Origin of the sequence: Rathayibacter caricis DSM 15933 (genome assembly GCF_003044275.1) — a bacterium.
Lineage (GTDB): Bacteria > Actinomycetota > Actinomycetes > Actinomycetales > Microbacteriaceae > Rathayibacter > Rathayibacter caricis.
In genome coordinates this window covers 3,387,678-3,405,979 of the sequence record NZ_PZPL01000001.1, presented here as the reverse complement: position 1 = coordinate 3,405,979, position 18,302 = coordinate 3,387,678, and the positions used below count along the sequence as shown (strand labels likewise).

The window sequence follows — 18,302 nt, the reverse complement described above, 5'->3', positions numbered from 1 at the left end:
ACAGCCGACCCCGAGGAGAACCATGACGGAACGACCCTCCGCCCGCGCGGGCGAGGCCGGCGCTCTCTGGGGCGGCCGGTTCGCCGGCGGCCCGTCGCCCGAGCTCGCCGCTCTCTCGAAGTCGACGCACTTCGACTGGCAGCTGGCCGCGTACGACCTCGCCGGCTCTCGTGCCCACGCGCGAGCACTCGCGGCCGCGGGCTATCTCGACGACGCCGAGCTGTCCGGAATGCTGGCCGCACTCGAGCGGCTCGGCGCCGCCGTCGCCGAGGGCCGCTTCGTCGCGGAGGACTCGGACGAGGACGTGCACGGCGCGCTCGAGCGGGGTCTGATGCTCGAGGCGGGCCCCGAGCTCGGCGGCAAGCTGCGCGCGGGCCGCTCCCGCAACGACCAGATCGCGACCTTCGTCCGGATGTACCTCCGCGACCACGCCGCGGTCATCGCCGAGCAGGTCGTCCAGCTGATCGACGCGATCGCCGCACAGGCCTCGGCCCACCCCGGCGCGATCATGCCCGGACGCACGCACCTCCAGCACGCGCAGCCCGTGCTGCTCGCGCATCATCTGCTCGCTCACGCGTGGGCGCTGCTGCGCGATCTGGAGCGACTGCGCGACTGGGGCGTCCGCGCGGACGTCTCGCCCTACGGCTCCGGTGCCCTCGCCGGCTCGACGCTCGGTCTCGACGCCGAGGCGGTGGCGCTCGAGCTCGGCTTCGCCGCGAGCGTCCCCAACTCGATCGACGGCACGGCGAGCCGTGACCTCGTCGCCGAGTTCGCCTTCGTCGCCGCGATGATCGGAGTCGACGTCTCGCGGATCGCGGAGGAGATCATCCTCTGGAACACCCGCGAGTTCGCGTTCGTCACCCTCGACGACGGCTACTCGACCGGGTCCTCGATCATGCCGCAGAAGAAGAACCCCGACATCGCCGAGCTCGCGCGCGGCAAGGCGGGCCGTCTGCTCGGCAACCTGACCGGTCTGCTCGCGACGCTCAAGGCGCTGCCGCTCGCGTACAACCGCGACCTCCAGGAGGACAAGGAACCGGTGTTCGACTCGGTCACGACCCTCGAGGTCCTGCTGCCCGCGTTCAGCGGGATGATCGCGACGCTGACCTTCCACACCGAGCGGATGGCGGAGCTCGCTCCGCAGGGCTATTCGCTCGCTACCGATGTCGCCGAGTGGCTGGTCAAGAAGCACGTCCCGTTCCGTGACGCGCATGAGATCACGGGCGAGCTCGTGAAGGCGGCGGAGCAGAGCGGCCTCGGCCTCGAGGAGCTCGACGACGAGGCCCTCTCGGCCGTGTCGCCTCTGCTCACGCCGGACGTGCGCTCCGTGCTCTCCCTCGAGGGCTCCGTCGCGAGTCGTGACGGCGTCGGCGGAACGGCGCCGGACCGGGTCGCGGAGCAGCTCGCCCGGCTGACCGAGCGCGTGCGCGTGGTGCGCTCGTCGCTCCGGGGGGAGCGCTGATGACCCTGCGTCGCGACGACGACGACGATCACCGTCCGACGCTGCGCCCCTGGCAGCAGCGCACGCTCGTCGTCGTGGCCTCGGTGATCATCGTGGCCGTCGTCCTCATCACCGTGATGACCGGCCAGAGCTTCTTCTAGAGCGTGCTTCCGCCGATCGACCTGAGCCGCTCCGCGGTGGACGTCGCGCCGGATCTGCTCGGGTGCACCCTCGTGCACCGCACGGGCGAGGGTTCGGTGGCGGTCCGCCTCACGGAGGTCGAGGCGTACCTCGGCGTGGGGGAGGACCCCGGCTCGCACGCCTACCGGCGGCGCACAGACCGGACGGCGCCCATGTTCGGCCCACCCGGCACCGTGTACGCGTACTTCACCTACGGCATGCACACCTGCGTCAACATCGTCTGCGCTCCGGAGGGAACCGCGTCCGCCGTGCTCCTGCGCGCGGGCGAGATCGTGGAGGGAGTCGCGCTCGCGAGATCGCGGCGGGGCACCGCGACCGATCGGGATCTCGCGCGAGGACCGGCACGACTCGCGCAGGCGCTCGGGGTCCTGCTCTCGGAGTCGGGCGATCCCCTCGAGGCGTCGTTCGAGCTGCGGCCGCGATCCGGTCCGGTGAGGGTGCTGGCCACGCCGCGGACGGGGGTGGCGGGACCCGGAGGCGGCCCCGAGTTCCCGTGGCGGTTCTCGATCCCCGAGGAGCCGACGGTCTCGCCGTACCGGCCCGCTGTGCCGCGTCGGCGACCGGGTGGAACTCAGCCCGCCAGGTAGATCCGCCCCAGAATGCCCAGGGCCGCCGCCCAGGCCAGGCTCGCGAGAGTGCCGATGATGAACCGCTCGCGCGCCTCCGGTGAGGCGAGCTCGCTGAACCGCCCGACGCCCTTCACGGCGACCACGACGGCCACCCCCTCGGGGATGCCGCTCATCAGGGCGCCCGCGGTGGCGAGGCGCTCGAGAAGACCGATGGTGGTGCCTCCGCGCAGGACCTCGATGGGCTGACCGATGGCGGTCGGAGCAGCGGTCACCGGGCGCGGGGCGGCGATCATGATGCCGCCGTGGACGCCCGCCCGCGCATCGGCGGTCGCGAGATCGAGGGTCAGCAGCACGGCGGGTCCGCCCCCGAGGATCGCGAGGGAGAAGGCGAGAGTGGCGACGAGGAGTGCGACGGGCGCGGGGGCTGCCACTGCGCCCAGTCCCGTCAGCAGGAACGCCGCGGCGACTCCGCCGAGGGGGATCCACGCGAGAGCGGGTCGTCGCAGCCGCAGGGCGAGGACGGTTCCGACGAGCGCCGCGACGAGGACGAGGACGACCCCGGTCGTGGCGGCGGTCTGCACCGTGGCGGCCACGGTGTCGCTCAGTGCTGTGCGGGGCGGGATCATCGCTCGGTCCTTCCGTCGGTGGGGTCGAGCGTACGGTCGACCACCGTCAGCAGCCGGACGAGGGCGTCGGCGGCGGGTCCGTCGACCCGAGCGCTCGCCGCGCGGACCCGGAGGCTCACCGCCTGCGGAGTCACGGAGAGCTGTGCGGCGGCCTCCTTCTGGCTCCGCCCGGCTGCGAGGAGGTCGATGATCTCCCATCCGGCGTCCGATCGCGCATCGCGCAGGTGCAGCAGCGGATCGAAGAGCGCTTGGGCGTCGGGGACCGAGGGGAAGGCCCCGCCTCTCGCGTCCGGATCGAGCGCGAAGCGCGCCGGCCTGCTCTTGGCGCTCTCGACCGCGCGCCGGGCCGCGAAGAAAGCGTCGCCGGTCGCGGCTCTGATGGTGCGGGGGAGGGGGCGCTCGACGGGGCCGATCCCCAGGCCGATGCTCCAGTGGCCGCTGCGGTGGAGCGCGAGCACGAGGGGGACGACCGCGCTCGCCGATTCGAGGACGCACTGGAACTCGTCGCCGGCGGTGCGCTCCGGAGGCAGCACCAGGTCGTCGGGTCTGTCGGCGGTCAGTCGCGCGATCGCGTCGTCGACGCGGTCGGCGTCGTGGCGGCTGTCGCGCTGGTCGGCGGTGATGACGAACATGGGGGCCTCCGTGATCAAGTATCCACACTTGATTCGGCGGGATCAAGCCTCCGCGCTTGATCCGGCCCGCGGTCGGCGTCCGACCGACGGTACCCTGGACCGGTGATCGATCAGGCACCCACCGGCTCCGCTTCGCATCCCCTGCTGGACCCGAGCTTCGACAACGTCTGGGACGAGATCGTCTGGCGCGGCTCGGTGCACGTCTCGACGGATCGGGAGGCGCTCCGGGAGCTGCTCGCCGGCGACCCGATCACCTACTACTGCGGTTTCGATCCCACAGCGCCGAGCCTGCACCTGGGCAACCTCGTGCAGCTGATCCTGATGAGGCGCTTCCAGCTCGCGGGGCACCGACCGCTCGGTCTCGTCGGCGGGTCCACGGGGCTGATCGGAGACCCCCGCCCGACGGCGGAGCGGACGCTCAACACCCGGGAGACCGTGTCCGAGTGGGTCGAGAAGCTCCAGCGGCAGGTGTCCCGGTTCCTCTCGACCGACGGGGACAACGCGCTACGCCTGGTCAACAACCTGGACTGGACGGCACCGCTCTCGGCCATCGACTTCCTGCGCGAGATCGGGAAGCACTTCCGGGTCGGCACGATGATCAAGAAGGACGCCGTCAGTGCGCGCCTCAACTCGGACGCCGGCATCAGCTACACCGAGTTCAGCTACCAGATCCTGCAGGGCCTGGACTTCCTCGAGCTCCACCGCCAGTACGGCTGCGTCCTGCAGACCGGCGGGAGCGACCAGTGGGGCAACCTGACGAGCGGCACCGATCTGATCCACCGCACCGACGGGGTCTCGGTGCACGCGATCGGCACTCCGCTGGTGATGAACTCCGACGGTACGAAGTTCGGGAAGAGCGAGGGGAACGCCGTCTGGCTCGATCCCGAGCTGACGAGCCCGTTCGCGTTCCACCAGTTCTGGCTCAACGTCGACGACAGCGACGTCGTCGACCGGCTCAAGGTGTTCACGTTCCTCCCCAGGACCGAGATCGAGCGCCTCGCCGAGGCGACCGCGACCGCCCCGTTCAAGCGGGAGGCGCAGCGCGCGCTCGCGTGGGAGGTCACGTCGCTCGTGCACGGCGAGGACGTCACGCGTGCGGTCGAGGCCGCCGCCTCCGCCCTGTTCGGTCGCGGCTCGCTCGACGGGATCGACGCCGGGATCCTCCGGGGCGCGCTCGCCGCCGTGCGCACCATCGAAGCGGACGCCTCCACGCCCGTGATCCAGGCGGTCGTCGAGGCGGGACTCGCGACGAGTCTCGGCGAGGCGCGTCGAGGCATCGCCCAGGGGGGCATCTCCGTGAACAACACCGTGGTGACCCAGGACTCCACCCTGCTGGGCGACCTCCCGCTGATCGACGGGATCGCCGTGCTGCGCCGCGGCAAGAAGAGCTTCGCCGGCGCGTTCGTCGCACCGGAAGCGTGAGGCGACACGCCCGGGTTGCGGGCGATTTGCGGCCCTGCGAAACATCGACGTAATGTAACTCCTCGTCACCCCAAAGGAGCGGCGAGCGAGAGTCGGACGCAGAGCGTCGAGACCAGTTCGTCGGCCTCAAGCGGGGACCATCCCCTCACTCCGAGGCCTGTTAGAGATTCGTCTCTTGAGGGCTGAGGATCGTGAGCGTAAGATGTACAGCCTCTGCAGGACTTCGGTCCCGGCTTCGAAGCGACATCGCCACCGGCAACGGCGGCGACGAGCGGATGAAGGCTTCGGAAGGCGATCGTGACGATCGTCGTGCTCCTCGTGAACACGGCAGTCGGATCGAGAGCTCCCGGTCGCCGACATCGCGAAGAAGCCGATTTGACACGGCTTGCGGATGTGCTAAGTTAGTCGAGTTGCCACGGGGGCGATCGGAACTGCGGTTCTGATAAGCCTAACCGGTCTCGGCACAGGAAACAAATCGAAGGCCTTCGGGTCGTCGCTAATACTTCGATCACTCTCGTTGTGAAACTCCTTTGTGGGGTGGAGGCGGGGTGTGTCCGATTCTTGAGAACTCAACAGCGTGCACTATGTTCAATGCCAATTTTATAACCCCGGCCGGGTTTTGTGATCCGGTTGGGATTCCTTTGGAAATTGATGTCAGTAATGATGTCTTATTTGCTAGAGGTCAAACTTGACTTCCTTCTCTTCGGGGTTGGAGTCGTAATTTTTTACGGAGAGTTTGATCCTGGCTCAGGACGAACGCTGGCGGCGTGCTTAACACATGCAAGTCGAACGATGAAGCCCAGCTTGCTGGGTGGATTAGTGGCGAACGGGTGAGTAACACGTGAGTAACCTGCCCTTGACTCTGGGATAAGCGCTGGAAACGGCGTCTAATACCGGATACGACCTGCCCCGGCATCGGGTGCGGGTGGAAAGTTTTTCGGTCAAGGATGGACTCGCGGCCTATCAGCTTGTTGGTGAGGTAATGGCTCACCAAGGCGACGACGGGTAGCCGGCCTGAGAGGGTGACCGGCCACACTGGGACTGAGACACGGCCCAGACTCCTACGGGAGGCAGCAGTGGGGAATATTGCACAATGGGCGAAAGCCTGATGCAGCAACGCCGCGTGGGGGATGACGGCCTTCGGGTTGTAAACCTCTTTTAGTAGGGAAGAAGGACTTCGGTTTGACGGTACCTGCAGAAAAAGCACCGGCTAACTACGTGCCAGCAGCCGCGGTAATACGTAGGGTGCAAGCGTTGTCCGGAATTATTGGGCGTAAAGAGCTCGTAGGCGGTTTGTCGCGTCTGCTGTGAAAACCCGAGGCTCAACCTCGGGCCTGCAGTGGGTACGGGCAGACTAGAGTGCGGTAGGGGAGAATGGAATTCCTGGTGTAGCGGTGGAATGCGCAGATATCAGGAGGAACACCGATGGCGAAGGCAGTTCTCTGGGCCGTTACTGACGCTGAGGAGCGAAAGCGTGGGGAGCGAACAGGATTAGATACCCTGGTAGTCCACGCCGTAAACGTTGGGAACTAGATGTGGGGACCTTTCCACGGTCTCCGTGTCGCAGCTAACGCATTAAGTTCCCCGCCTGGGGAGTACGGCCGCAAGGCTAAAACTCAAAGGAATTGACGGGGGCCCGCACAAGCGGCGGAGCATGCGGATTAATTCGATGCAACGCGAAGAACCTTACCAAGGCTTGACATATACCGGAAACTTCCAGAAATGGTTGCCCCGCAAGGTCGGTATACAGGTGGTGCATGGTTGTCGTCAGCTCGTGTCGTGAGATGTTGGGTTAAGTCCCGCAACGAGCGCAACCCTCGTTCTATGTTGCCAGCACGTCATGGTGGGAACTCATAGGAGACTGCCGGGGTCAACTCGGAGGAAGGTGGGGATGACGTCAAATCATCATGCCCCTTATGTCTTGGGCTTCACGCATGCTACAATGGCCGGTACAAAGGGCTGCGATACCGTAAGGTGGAGCGAATCCCAAAAAGCCGGTCTCAGTTCGGATTGAGGTCTGCAACTCGACCTCATGAAGTCGGAGTCGCTAGTAATCGCAGATCAGCAACGCTGCGGTGAATACGTTCCCGGGCCTTGTACACACCGCCCGTCAAGTCATGAAAGTCGGTAACACCCGAAGCCGGTGGCCTAACCCCTTGTGGGAGGGAGCCGTCGAAGGTGGGATCGGTGATTAGGACTAAGTCGTAACAAGGTAGCCGTACCGGAAGGTGCGGCTGGATCACCTCCTTTCTAAGGAGCATCTGGGCACCGCAGGGTGTCCCAGGCGCCAGATCGAAGCGAATGTCTTCGCTGGTAGCTCATGGGTGGAACATTGAACTAGGTGCAGGTCGAGTTCGTCTCGTGTCAGTACAGCCTTCGGGTTGGGAACGCACGGTGCGGAGGGTGGCTTGCACATGCACGCTGTTGGGTCCTGAGGGACCGGGCCGGCTGTCTTCGGATGGTTCGGGTCGACCTTCTGGATCCTTTCTTCACGCCTGGGTGTGTGGGGGAGGGGTACCGCCCGTATTTTGAGAACTACACAGTGGACGCGAGCATCTTAGATTCAGGACTTTCGGGTCTTGAATCGACAGAGGCGCAGGGATGCCTTCGGGTGTTCCTGCAAATCATTGAAATCTGCAATCTTCGAATTGTAGTTTCTTAACTCATGTGATTTTCAAGTTTTTAAGAGCAAACGGTGGATGCCTTGGCATCTGGAGCCGAAGAAGGACGTCGTAATCTGCGATAAGCCTCGGGGAGCTGATAAACGAGCTGTGATCCGAGGATTTCCGAATGGGGAAACCCCGCCAGGCCCTTTGTGGTGACCTGGTGACTCCCGCCTGAATATATAGGGCGGGTAGAGGGAACGTGGGGAAGTGAAACATCTCAGTACCCACAGGAAGAGAAAACAACAGTGATTCCGTTAGTAGTGGCGAGCGAACGCGGAAGAGGCTAAACCGAGCCATGTGTGATACCCGGCAGGGGTTGCATGGTCGGGGTTGTGGGACTTTTCGTCGTGTTCTGCCGAGCACGGAACGTTACAGCGCATCATAGACGAACAGGTTTGAATGCCTGGCCAGAGCGGGTGCGAGCCCCGTAGTCGAAATGGTGTTATGGCGTGAAGAGTATCCCAAGTAGCACGGGGCCCGAGAAATCCCGTGTGAATCTGTCAGGACCACCTGATAAGCCTAAATACTCCCAGATGACCGATAGCGGACAAGTACCGTGAGGGAAAGGTGAAAAGTACCCCGGGAGGGGAGTGAAATAGTACCTGAAACCGTTTGCTTACAAACCGTCGGAGCCTCCTTGTAGGGGTGACGGCGTGCCTTTTGAAGAATGAGCCTGCGAGTTAGTGCTCTGTGGCGAGGTTAACCCGTGTGGGGCAGCCGTAGCGAAAGCGAGTCCGAATAGGGCGATTCAGTCGCAGGGTCTAGACCCGAAGCGAAGTGATCTATCCATGGCCAGGTTGAAGCGACGGTAAGACGTCGTGGAGGACCGAACCCACTTCAGTTGAAAATGGAGGGGATGAGCTGTGGATAGGGGTGAAAGGCCAATCAAACTTCGTGATAGCTGGTTCTCTCCGAAATGCATTTAGGTGCAGCGTTGCGTGTTTCTTGCCGGAGGTAGAGCTACTGGATGGCCGATGGGGCCCAAAAGCTTACTGACGTCAGCCAAACTCCGAATGCCGGTAAGTGAGAGCGCAGCAGTGAGACTGTGGGGGATAAGCTTCATAGTCGAGAGGGAAACAACCCAGACCACCAACTAAGGTCCCTAAGCGCGTGCTAAGTGGGAAAGGATGTGGAGTTGCACAGACAACCAGGAGGTTGGCTTAGAAGCAGCCACCCTTGAAAGAGTGCGTAATAGCTCACTGGTCAAGTGATTCCGCGCCGACAATGTAACGGGGCTCAAGCACGCCACCGAAGTTGTGGCATTGACATTTTGTGGTAGGCCTTCGTGGTCCAGCCGTGTTGATGGGTAGGAGAGCGTCGTGTGGCGAGTGAAGCGGCGGTGTGAACCAGCCGTGGACGCCACACGAGTGAGAATGCAGGCATGAGTAGCGAAAGACGGGTGAGAAACCCGTCCTCCGGAAGACCAAGGGTTCCAGGGTCAAGCTAATCTTCCCTGGGTAAGTCGGGACCTAAGGCGAGGCCGACAGGCGTAGTCGATGGACAACGGGTTGATATTCCCGTACCGGCGAAGAACCGCCCAAGACAATCCAGTAGTGCTAAGTATCTGAATCCCTGTGATGGATCCCTTCGGGGTGAAGCGTTGGGCCTAGCGTACGACCCCGTGCTGGTGCGTTTAGCGTATTAACAGGTGTGACGCAGGAAGGTAGCCGAGCCGGGCGATGGTTGTCCCGGTCTAAGGATGTAGGGCGAACGATAGGCAAATCCGTCGTTCATATAGCCTGAGATCTGATGGGTAGACGCAAGTCGAAATCGGTGATCCTATGCTGCCAAGAAAAGCATCGACGCGAGGTTCTAGCTGCCCGTACCCCAAACCGACTCAGGTGGTCAGGTAGAGAATACCAAGGAGATCGAGAGAATCGTGGTTAAGGAACTCGGCAAAATGCCCCCGTAACTTCGGGAGAAGGGGGGCCTGAGGCGTGAACGGACTTGCTCCGGGAGCGTTCGATGGCCGCAGAGACCAGTGGGAAGCGACTGTTTACTAAAAACACAGGTCCGTGCTAAGTCGCAAGACGATGTATACGGACTGACGCCTGCCCGGTGCTGGAAGGTTAAGAGGAACGGTTAGCCGCAAGGCGAAGCTGAGAATTTAAGCCCCAGTAAACGGCGGTGGTAACTATAACCATCCTAAGGTAGCGAAATTCCTTGTCGGGTAAGTTCCGACCTGCACGAATGGCGTAACGACTTCCCAGCTGTCTCAACCGCGAACTCGGCGAAATTGCATTACGAGTAAAGATGCTCGTTACGCGCAGCAGGACGGAAAGACCCCGTGACCTTTACTATAGTTTGGTATTGGTGTTCGGTGTGGCTTGTGTAGGATAGGTGGGAGACTGTGAAGCGGGCACGCTAGTGATCGTGGAGTCATTGTTGAAATACCACTCTGGTCACTCTGGATATCTAACTTCGAACCCTAATCGGGTTCAGGGACAGTGCCTGATGGGTAGTTTAACTGGGGCGGTTGCCTCCTAAAAAGTAACGGAGGCGCCCAAAGGTTCCCTCAACCTGGTTGGCAATCAGGTGGCGAGTGTAAGTGCACAAGGGAGCTTGACTGTGAGACTGACAAGTCGAGCAGGGACGAAAGTCGGGACTAGTGATCCGGCAGTGGCTTGTGGAAGCGCTGTCGCTCAACGGATAAAAGGTACCTCGGGGATAACAGGCTGATCTTGCCCAAGAGTCCATATCGACGGCATGGTTTGGCACCTCGATGTCGGCTCGTCGCATCCTGGGGCTGGAGTAGGTCCCAAGGGTTGGGCTGTTCGCCCATTAAAGCGGTACGCGAGCTGGGTTTAGAACGTCGTGAGACAGTTCGGTCCCTATCCGCTGCGCGCGTAGGAAATTTGAGAAGATCTATCCCTAGTACGAGAGGACCGGGATGGACGAACCTCTGGTGTGTCAGTTGTTCCGCCAGGAGCACCGCTGATTAGCTACGTTCGGAACGGATAACCGCTGAAAGCATCTAAGCGGGAAGCCGGCTTCGAGATGAGATTTCCATCCCTTCGGGGGAGAGGCTCCCAGCCAGATTACTGGGTTGATAGGCCGGATGTGGAAGACAGGACTAAAGACTGTCGGAGCTGACCGGTACTAATAAGCCGATAACTTGATAATCACTACACTCATACCGTTGTAAAGGCTGGTAGGAGTGGTCAGAGATTGCTTGCGTCCACTTTGTGGTTCCCAGAATACGGGCACCGCACCGCCGAGAGGTGGTGCACATAATTGAATACACGCTTGACGTGTAACCCAGATTTGACCCCCACCAGCACCGTGTGTGCGGTGGGTGCGTCGCAAGGGTTACGGCGGCTATAGCGAGAGGGAAACGCCCGGTCACATTCCGAACCCGGAAGCTAAGACTCTCAGCGCCGATGGTACTGCAGGGGGGACCCTGTGGGAGAGTAGGACACCGCCGGACACCATTCACGATGGCCACCCAGAAATGGGTGGCCATCGCTGTTTAACCCACCACCCGCACCACCAGGCCCTGCACACGCGGAAGACGTGCGTCGTGCCTCACGGACGACTCGACGAGGAGTCGCTCCGGGCCGGCCGGAGCGATCTAGGGTGGAATGCATGACGTCAGACGACACTGTTCGATACGAGGAGAACGAGGTCCCTGTCGATGACTTCGTCGAGACGCTCGCAGTGATCGAGGAGCAGCCGCTCTCCGCTCGGGCATCGTCTTACATCGCGGTGCAGGATCGGCTGCGGGCGCGACTCGAGGGCGCGGACGAACGCCGATGAGTGACCCCGTCTCGGACGCTCCTGCGCAGGACACGCGCCTCGATGCGGCACTCGCCGCGCGGGGGATCGCACGGTCGCGCACTCACGCCGCCCGTCTCATCGCGGATGCTCTCGTCACGGTCGACGGAGCCCCTGCGCTGAAAGCGTCCCTCCGGGTGCGGCCCGATCAGGACGTCGCGGTCGCCGGACTCGATCACTACGTGAGTCGGGCGGCGCACAAGCTGCTCGGCGCGCTGGAGAGCTTCCCCACCGTCTCCATACAGGGTGCGAACGCTCTCGATGTCGGAGCCTCGACGGGCGGATTCACCCAGGTGCTCCTCGAGCGCGGGGCCGCCTCGGTGATCGCGCTCGATGTCGGACATGCTCAACTCGCGCCGCGCATCCGCTCGGATGACCGTGTGCACGTCGTGGAGGGCTTCAACGCCCGGGACATGACGCCGGCCTCGCTTGCGTCAGCAGCTCGGACGACGGTCGTGCCCGATCTGGTGGTCTCGGACGTCTCCTTCATCTCGCTCACCATGGTGCTGCCCGCCGTCGCGGCGTCCGTCTCTCCGCTCGCCGATTTCGTCGTGCTGGTGAAGCCTCAGTTCGAGGTCGGTCGGACCGGTGTGAAGGAGGGCATCGTGCGTGATCCGGAGCTGCGCCGGGAAGCGCTGTCGGACGTGCTCTGGGCGGCCTGGGATCTCGACCTCGGAGTGGTCGGCCTCGCGTCCTCCCCATTACCCGGAAGCGCTGGGAATCACGAGTATCTGGCTCACCTCCACCGCGACCGCGGGACGATTCCGACAGAATGGAGGGACGCGGTCACCGCGCTCACCACCGGGTGAAGCGGGCGGTCGACCGACGTCGATCTACCTGGAGGACACCCTCTCGATGCAGTCCCCTCCGCAGGAGCGCAACATCCTCGTCGTCGCCCACACCGGCCGGACGGACTCCCTCGAGGCGGCGATCCTCGTGATCCAGCGGCTGCGCGGCTCCGGAGCCCGGCCCGTTCTGTGCGGTGATGACAAGGGCGACATCGTCGCTGCATCCCCGTCCCTGTCGGACGTGGCCGTCCTCGGCACCGACGTCCTGCTCGCCGACGTGGAGCTCGTCTTCGTCCTCGGCGGCGACGGGACGATCCTCCGCGCCGCTGAGATCGCGCGCACCGGGACGGCTCCACTGCTCGGCGTGAATCTCGGGCACGTCGGCTTCCTGGCCGAGAGCGAGCGCGACGATCTCGACGACGCCGTCGCCCGTGCGCTCGACGGTGATTACGGCGTCGAGGAGCGGATGACGCTTCAGGTGCGGGTGAAGATCGACGAGCAGGTCGTCTACGAGACCTGGGCGCTCAACGAGGCCACCGTCGAGAAGGGCAGCCGCGAGCGGATGCTCGAGGTGATGGTCGGTGTCGACGGTCGGCCGCTGTCGAGCTTCGGCTGCGACGGGATCGTGGTGTCGACTCCGACCGGCTCGACCGCGTACGCGTTCTCGGGAGGAGGCCCGGTCGTGTGGCCGACCCTCGAGGCGATGCTGCTCGTGCCGCTCAGCGCGCACGCCCTGTTCGCGCGTCCGCTGGTCGTCGGCCCCGGGTCGAGCCTCGCGGTCGAGGTGAAGGAGCGCACCGACGGTGTCGGCGTGCTCTGGGCCGACGGCCGGCGGACGTACGAGCTGCCCCCCGGCGCTCGCGTCGTGTTCCGGCGCTCGCCCTACCCCGTGCGACTGGCCCGCCTGCACGACGCCCCCTTCACCGACCGCCTGGTGCACAAGTTCGGCCTCCCCATCCGCGGATGGCGGGGGTCCACGGAGACGGAGTAGTCCCCCCGATGCTCGAAGAGCTGCAGATCCGCGACCTCGGCGTCATCGCCGAGGCGACCCTCCCGCTCGGCCCCGGCTTCACCGCCGTGACCGGAGAGACCGGCGCCGGCAAGACGATGGTGGTGACGGCGCTCGGGCTGGTGCTCGGTGCCCGGTCCGACGCGTCCGCCGTCCGCTCGGGCCGCCCGCAGGCGTGGGTGTCGGGCCGCTGGATCGTGCCGGAGGACGGAGCGGTGGCCGAGCGGGTCCGCGACGCCGGCGGCGACCTCGACGGCCCCGAGCTCCTGCTGGCCCGGTCGGTCTCGGCGGAGGGTCGCGGCCGCGCGGTCGTCGGCGGCAGGGGAGCGCCGGTCAGCGTGCTCTCGGAGCTCGCCGACCAGCTCGTCGTCGTTCACGGCCAGTCGGATCAGATCCGCCTGCGGTCGGCCGCAGCGCAGCGCGACGCTCTCGACCGCTTCGGCGGTGCCGAGCTCGCCGAGGCGCTGCGCGACTACGGGAGCGCGTTCGAGCGCTGGCGCGCGAACCGCGAGGAGCTCGACGAACTGACTGCGGCGCGTGAGGCGCGGGCGCGTGAGGCGGAACGACTCCGGAGCGCCCTGGCCGAGATCGAGGTGATCGCGCCGCAGCGCGGCGAGGACGTGGAGCTCGCGGCGCAGTCGGAGCGGCTCGGCAGCATCGAGCAGCTGCGGCTCGCGGCAGGCGAGGCGCGCGAGGCCATCTCGTCCGAGGAGCTCGACGGCCGGGACGCCCTCGGTCTGCTCGACCTCGCGCGTCGGGTCCTCGAGCGGGCGGCCGAGCACGACGCCGTGCTGCAGCCGACGGTCCAGACGCTGAGCGAGGCCTCCGTGCTGCTGGTCGACGTCGCGGGCAGCCTCTCCTCCTACCTCGCCGAGCTCGACCTCGACGGAGCGCACGACCTCGAGCTGATCGAGAACCGGCGGGCCGAGCTGTCGTTGCTCGCGCGCACCTACGGGCCCACGCTCGACGACGTCCTCGACCTCGTCGACTCCTCGGGTCTGCGGCTGCTCGAGCTCGACGGTGATGACGAGCGCATCGCCGCGCTCGAGTCGGACACGTCCGCCCACCAGGATCTGGTCGACCGTCTCGCGACGACGCTCAGCGCGCTGCGCACGGCCGCGGCGGCCGAGCTGGGGGAGCGGGTCAGCGACGAGCTGTCCGCCCTCGCCATGGGCGACGCCCGCCTCCACGTGCGCGTGACGAGCACCGGCGACCCGACCGCGCACGGCCGGGACACGATCGAGATGCTGCTCGAGCCGCACACGGGCGCGACGCCTCGGCCGCTGGGCAAGGGCGCCTCCGGTGGTGAGCTCTCGCGGGTGATGCTCGCGATCGAGGTCGTCGTCGCGGCCAACGACCCGGTGCCGACCTTCGTCTTCGACGAGGTGGACGCCGGGGTGGGCGGAGCCGCGGCCATCGAGATCGGACGTCGGCTCGCCCGGCTCGCCGAGACCTCCCAGGTCATCGTCGTGACGCACCTCGCGCAGGTCGCCGCGTTCGCGAACAACCACCTGCGGGTCGAGAAGGGCTCGGACGGCAGCGTCACCTCCAGTGCGGTCACCCAGCTCGACGCCGACGAGCGCGTGTCCGAGATGGCGCGACTGCTCTCGGGGCTGACCGACTCGGCCAACGCGCTGGCGCACGCGCGGGAGCTCCTCGAGACGAGCCGGCGCGGCTGATCGATCCGGCCGACCTGGCCCCCCTCCCGGGAACTGCTGTTAGGGTGGAAGCCCGTGGTGGACATTTCGAACGCGGGCCCTTCAGACTCCTCTTCCGACTCCTCGACGGCCGGGCACTCCGCCCCCTCGAAGGTCACGAAGCACATCTTCGTCACGGGTGGCGTCGTCTCGTCGCTGGGCAAGGGCCTCACGGCCGCGAGCCTCGGCAACCTGCTGACCGCCCGCGGGCTGTGCGTCGTGATGCAGAAGCTCGACCCCTACCTGAACGTCGATCCGGGAACGATGAATCCGTTCCAGCACGGCGAGGTGTTCGTCACCGACGACGGCGCCGAGACCGATCTCGACATCGGGCACTACGAGCGCTTCCTCGACATCAACCTGAACCAGGCCGCGAACGTGACGACCGGGCAGATCTACTCGCGGGTCATCGCGCGCGAGCGGGCGGGGGAGTACCTCGGCGACACGGTGCAGGTCATCCCGCACATCACCGATGAGATCAAGCGCCGTATGCGGCTGCAGGCCGAGGACGACCCGCAGCCCGACGTGATCATCACCGAGATCGGCGGCACGGTCGGCGACATCGAGAGCCAGCCGTTCATCGAGTCGGCCCGTCAGGTGCGGCACGAGCTCGGGCGCCGGAACGTCTTCTTCGTGCACGTGTCCCTGGTGCCGTTCATGGGCGCCTCCGGCGAGCAGAAGACCAAGCCGACGCAGCACTCCGTCGCTGCGCTGCGCTCGATCGGCATCCAGCCCGACGCGCTCGTGCTGCGCAGCGACCGGCCCGTCTCGGAGTCGAACAAGCGCAAGATCGCGCTGATGTGCGACGTCGACGAGCAGGCCGTCGTGAACGCCAAGGACGTCGCCTCGATCTACGAGATCCCCGGCATGCTGAACGAGCAGGGGCTCGACTCCTACATCATCGACCAGCTCGGGCTCGACGCCGGAGAGGTCGTCTGGGACGGCTGGTCCAAGCTCCTCGAAGCGGTCCACGAGCCCAAGCACGAGGTCACCATCGGTCTGGTCGGGAAGTACATCGACCTGCCCGACGCGTACCTCTCGGTGACCGAGGCGCTGCGCGCCGGGGGCTTCGCCCAGCAGACCAAGGTGGCCATCCGCTGGATCGCCTCGGACGGACTCGAGGACCCGGAGGCGGCGTCGAAGGCGCTCTCGGAGCTCGACGGCATCTGCGTGCCCGGCGGGTTCGGCATCCGCGGCATCGAGGGCAAGCTCGGCGCTCTCCGCTTCGCTCGCGAGAACGGGATCCCGACGCTGGGACTCTGCCTCGGCCTGCAGTGCATGGTGATCGAGTACGCGCGGAACGAGGCGGGGCTCGAGGGGGCGTCGTCGTCGGAGTTCGACCCGGGAACCGAGTTCCCCGTCATCGCGACGATGGCGGAGCAGGTCGAGATCCTCGCGTCCGGAGACATGGGCGGCACGATGCGCCTGGGCCTCTACACCGCGGAGCTCGCCGAGGGCTCCATCGTCTCCGAGGTCTACGGAGCGCCCGTGGCGGCCGAGCGGCACCGCCACCGCTACGAGGTCAACAACGCGTACCGCGACCGGATCGCCGAGGCCGGCCTGTGGTTCTCGGGCACCTCGCCCGACGGCCGCCTCGTCGAGTACGTCGAGCTGCCGCGCGATAAGCACCCCTACTACGTCGGCACCCAGGCCCACCCCGAGCTGCGCTCGCGTCCGAATGACGCGCACCCGCTGTTCCGCGGACTGGTGACGGCGGCGCTGGAGCGCCAGGAGGCCTCGCGCCTCTTCCCGGCCTCGGAGGCCGGCGCCGATGAGTGACTCCGGCCTCTCGGACGAGCTCGTCGAGCCCGAGATCCTGACGAGCGAGAGCGTCTTCGACGGCATGGTCTGGGGCGTCCGCGCCGAGACCTTCCGCTACGGCGACGGCGAGCTGCGCCGCGAGTTCCTCGACCACACGGGCGCCGTCGCGGTGCTCGCCCTGGACGACGAGGACCGCGTCGCACTGATCAAGCAGTACCGCCACCCCGTCCGCACCCGCGAGTGGGAGATCCCCGCCGGGCTCCTGGACATCGAGGGCGAGGACGCGCTCGTCGCCGCCCAGCGCGAGCTCGCCGAGGAGACCGACCTGCAGGCCGGCCGGTGGGACCTGCTCTCGGAGTTCGCCACCTCGCCCGGGGGCAGCGACGAGGTCATCCGCATCTTCCTCGCCCGCGATCTCTCGAGCACCGGCTCGGTGTTCGACCGGGAGGCGGAGGAGGCCGACATGGAGCTGCGCTGGGTCGCGCTCGACGAGCTCGTCGACGCCGTCCTCGCGCGCCGGGTGCAGAACCCGTCGCTCACGATCGCCGCGCTCGCGGCCCACGCCTTCCGCTCGCGCGGCTGGGCGGGCCTCGGCGACGCGTCGTCGCCGTGGACGCGGCACCCGAGGGTGCGGCACCCCCGGGGATGACCCCGCGGGCGAGCGTCGAGGCGTTCCTCCGGCAGGCGAGCGTCGAGCGCGGGCTGTCCGCGCACACGATCGCCGCCTACCGCCGCGACCTCGAGCTGTACCTGAGCCGCCTCGACGAGCTCGGCATCGGCGACCTGGCCGAGTTGCGCCGCTCGGACGTCGGCGACTTCGCCTCCTGGCTGGCCGCGCGGCCCGGGCGTCCGCTCGCCGCGTCCTCGCGCGCGCGCATCCTGTCGAGCGTGCGAGGTCTGCACCGCTTCGCGCTGGAGGAGGGACTCGTCGTCGACGACGTGGCGCACGACGTCGTGCCGCCGAAGCTCCCGACGACCCTGCCGAAGGCGATCACGGTGGAGCAGATGAGCGCGCTCCTCGAGGCGTCCCGCGGAGAGGAGCTGGCGCAGATGCGCGACCGGGCACTGCTGGAGCTGCTCTACGCGACCGGCGCGCGGATCTCGGAGGCGGTCGATCTCACCGTCGACGACGTCCTCGACGCGGACGTGGTGCGCTTGACCGGCAAGGGATCGAAGCAGCGGATCGTACCGCTCGGGCGCTACGCGCGGGAGGCGGTCGACGACTACCTCGTGCGGGCGCGGCCGGAGCTGTCGCGGCGCGGACGCGCGACTCCGGCGCTCTTCCTCGGCGTGCGCGGCGGACGGCTGTCGCGGCAGAGCGCCTGGCTCGTGATCCGGGCGGTCGCCGAGAAGGCGGGGCTGGACCGCGAGATCTCCCCGCACACCTTCCGGCACTCGTTCGCGACGCACCTGCTCGCGGGAGGAGCGGACGTCCGCGTGGTGCAGGAGCTGCTGGGGCACGCGTCCGTGGCCACGACGCAGATCTACACGCTGGTGACGGCGGACACGCTGCGGGACGTGTACACGACGGCGCATCCGCGGGCGCGGCGCTGAGAGGGGAGCGGGGGAGGAGCGGCTTCGGTGGGGGTGGGTCTCGATACGCCCCTGCGGGGCTACTCGACCAGCAGATGCGGAGGGACGGGCGCACGCGGCGGGGCGCGGCTCCGGGGGCGGAGGGGGTCGGTAGACTCGACGGCAGGCCGCGCGGGAGCGCAC

General features: G+C 66.3%; 13 protein-coding genes and 3 rRNA genes. 14 read left to right on the top strand and 2 right to left on the bottom strand.

Annotated elements, in window-relative coordinates:
• The first annotated feature begins 22 nt into the window (after window positions 1-22).
• The 3 genes from argH to C1I63_RS15885 are packed head-to-tail and all read left to right on the top strand — an operon-like array spanning window position 23 to window position 2,229.
• Window positions 23-1,462 (top strand): argininosuccinate lyase, encoded by a 1,440-nt coding sequence (gene argH, locus C1I63_RS15890; protein ID WP_055793250.1) that lies wholly within the window; start codon window positions 23-25, stop codon window positions 1,460-1,462.
• Complete coding sequence (locus C1I63_RS19840; RefSeq protein ID WP_170116399.1) at window positions 1,462-1,602, top strand: hypothetical protein; 141 nt, start codon at window positions 1,462-1,464, stop codon at window positions 1,600-1,602. The genes argH and C1I63_RS19840 overlap by 1 nt, the downstream gene beginning before the upstream one ends.
• A gap of 3 nt (window positions 1,603-1,605) precedes the next feature.
• Entirely contained in the window at window positions 1,606-2,229 is a 624-nt protein-coding gene (locus tag C1I63_RS15885) for a DNA-3-methyladenine glycosylase (RefSeq protein ID WP_107575393.1), read from the top strand.
• On the opposite strand, the gene C1I63_RS15880 is transcribed toward C1I63_RS15885, so the two are convergent.
• Both C1I63_RS15880 and C1I63_RS15875 read right to left on the bottom strand, forming a co-directional pair.
• Window positions 2,214-2,837, bottom strand: coding sequence for a hypothetical protein (locus tag C1I63_RS15880; RefSeq protein WP_244907109.1), 624 nt, complete (start codon window positions 2,835-2,837; stop codon window positions 2,214-2,216). The two genes, C1I63_RS15885 and C1I63_RS15880, sit on opposite strands and share 16 nt — an antisense overlap.
• Complete coding sequence (locus C1I63_RS15875) at window positions 2,834-3,469, bottom strand: hypothetical protein (protein WP_055793241.1); 636 nt, start codon at window positions 3,467-3,469, stop codon at window positions 2,834-2,836. The genes C1I63_RS15880 and C1I63_RS15875 overlap by 4 nt, the downstream gene beginning before the upstream one ends.
• A gap of 102 nt (window positions 3,470-3,571) precedes the next feature.
• Between C1I63_RS15875 and tyrS the strand changes: the two genes are divergently transcribed.
• The 11 genes from tyrS (at window position 3,572) to xerD (ending at window position 18,140) form a co-directional block, all read left to right on the top strand.
• Entirely contained in the window at window positions 3,572-4,891 is a 1,320-nt protein-coding gene (tyrS, locus tag C1I63_RS15870; protein ID WP_107575392.1) for a tyrosine--tRNA ligase, read from the top strand.
• Window positions 4,892-5,615: 724 nt separating this feature from the next.
• Window positions 5,616-7,141, top strand: a 16S ribosomal RNA gene (locus tag C1I63_RS15865).
• 422 nt (window positions 7,142-7,563) lie between these two features.
• Window positions 7,564-10,680 (top strand): 23S ribosomal RNA (locus C1I63_RS15860).
• Between the two features lie 187 nt (window positions 10,681-10,867).
• Window positions 10,868-10,984 (top strand): 5S ribosomal RNA (rrf, locus tag C1I63_RS15855).
• The 16S, 23S and 5S rRNA genes sit together here, the layout of an rRNA operon.
• Window positions 10,985-11,142: 158 nt before the next feature.
• Window positions 11,143-11,313 carry a hypothetical protein gene (locus C1I63_RS19835; RefSeq protein WP_170116272.1) on the top strand — a complete coding sequence of 57 codons (171 nt, stop codon included), beginning with the start codon at window positions 11,143-11,145 and terminating at the stop codon, window positions 11,311-11,313.
• Window positions 11,310-12,140 carry a TlyA family RNA methyltransferase gene (locus C1I63_RS15845; protein WP_107575390.1) on the top strand — a complete coding sequence of 277 codons (831 nt, stop codon included), beginning with the start codon at window positions 11,310-11,312 and terminating at the stop codon, window positions 12,138-12,140. The genes C1I63_RS19835 and C1I63_RS15845 overlap by 4 nt, the downstream gene beginning before the upstream one ends.
• A 46-nt stretch (window positions 12,141-12,186) precedes the next feature.
• Window positions 12,187-13,110, top strand: coding sequence for an NAD kinase (locus C1I63_RS15840; RefSeq protein WP_107575389.1), 924 nt, complete (start codon window positions 12,187-12,189; stop codon window positions 13,108-13,110).
• Window positions 13,111-13,118: 8 nt separating this feature from the next.
• Window positions 13,119-14,807 carry a DNA repair protein RecN gene (gene recN, locus C1I63_RS15835; RefSeq protein ID WP_107575388.1) on the top strand — a complete coding sequence of 563 codons (1,689 nt, stop codon included), beginning with the start codon at window positions 13,119-13,121 and terminating at the stop codon, window positions 14,805-14,807.
• Window positions 14,808-14,861: 54 nt separating this feature from the next.
• Window positions 14,862-16,604 (top strand): CTP synthase, encoded by a 1,743-nt coding sequence (locus C1I63_RS15830; RefSeq protein ID WP_107575387.1) that lies wholly within the window; start codon window positions 14,862-14,864, stop codon window positions 16,602-16,604.
• Window positions 16,597-17,235 (top strand): NUDIX domain-containing protein, encoded by a 639-nt coding sequence (locus tag C1I63_RS15825; RefSeq protein ID WP_107575386.1) that lies wholly within the window; start codon window positions 16,597-16,599, stop codon window positions 17,233-17,235. Before C1I63_RS15830 ends, C1I63_RS15825 begins: the two co-directional genes overlap by 8 nt.
• The gene (xerD, locus tag C1I63_RS15820) at window positions 17,232-18,140 is read left to right on the top strand and encodes a site-specific tyrosine recombinase XerD (protein ID WP_107575385.1); all 909 of its coding nucleotides are present in this window, start codon (window positions 17,232-17,234) and stop codon (window positions 18,138-18,140) included. Before C1I63_RS15825 ends, xerD begins: the two co-directional genes overlap by 4 nt.
• Window positions 18,141-18,302: the final 162 nt, after the last annotated feature.

Coding starts and splice junctions, on each gene's coding strand:
- C1I63_RS19840 (WP_170116399.1), top strand. CDS start 1,462: ATGACCCTGCGTCGCGACGACGACGACGATCACCGTCCGACGCTGCGC.
- C1I63_RS15880 (WP_244907109.1), bottom strand. CDS start 2,837: ATGATCCCGCCCCGCACAGCACTGAGCGACACCGTGGCCGCCACGGTG.
- C1I63_RS15840 (WP_107575389.1), top strand. CDS start 12,187: ATGCAGTCCCCTCCGCAGGAGCGCAACATCCTCGTCGTCGCCCACACC.
- C1I63_RS19835 (WP_170116272.1), top strand. CDS start 11,143: ATGACGTCAGACGACACTGTTCGATACGAGGAGAACGAGGTCCCTGTC.
- argH (WP_055793250.1), top strand. CDS start 23: ATGACGGAACGACCCTCCGCCCGCGCGGGCGAGGCCGGCGCTCTCTGG.
- C1I63_RS15825 (WP_107575386.1), top strand. CDS start 16,597: ATGAGTGACTCCGGCCTCTCGGACGAGCTCGTCGAGCCCGAGATCCTG.
- recN (WP_107575388.1), top strand. CDS start 13,119: ATGCTCGAAGAGCTGCAGATCCGCGACCTCGGCGTCATCGCCGAGGCG.
- C1I63_RS15875 (WP_055793241.1), bottom strand. CDS start 3,469: ATGTTCGTCATCACCGCCGACCAGCGCGACAGCCGCCACGACGCCGAC.
- xerD (WP_107575385.1), top strand. CDS start 17,232: ATGACCCCGCGGGCGAGCGTCGAGGCGTTCCTCCGGCAGGCGAGCGTC.
- C1I63_RS15845 (WP_107575390.1), top strand. CDS start 11,310: ATGAGTGACCCCGTCTCGGACGCTCCTGCGCAGGACACGCGCCTCGAT.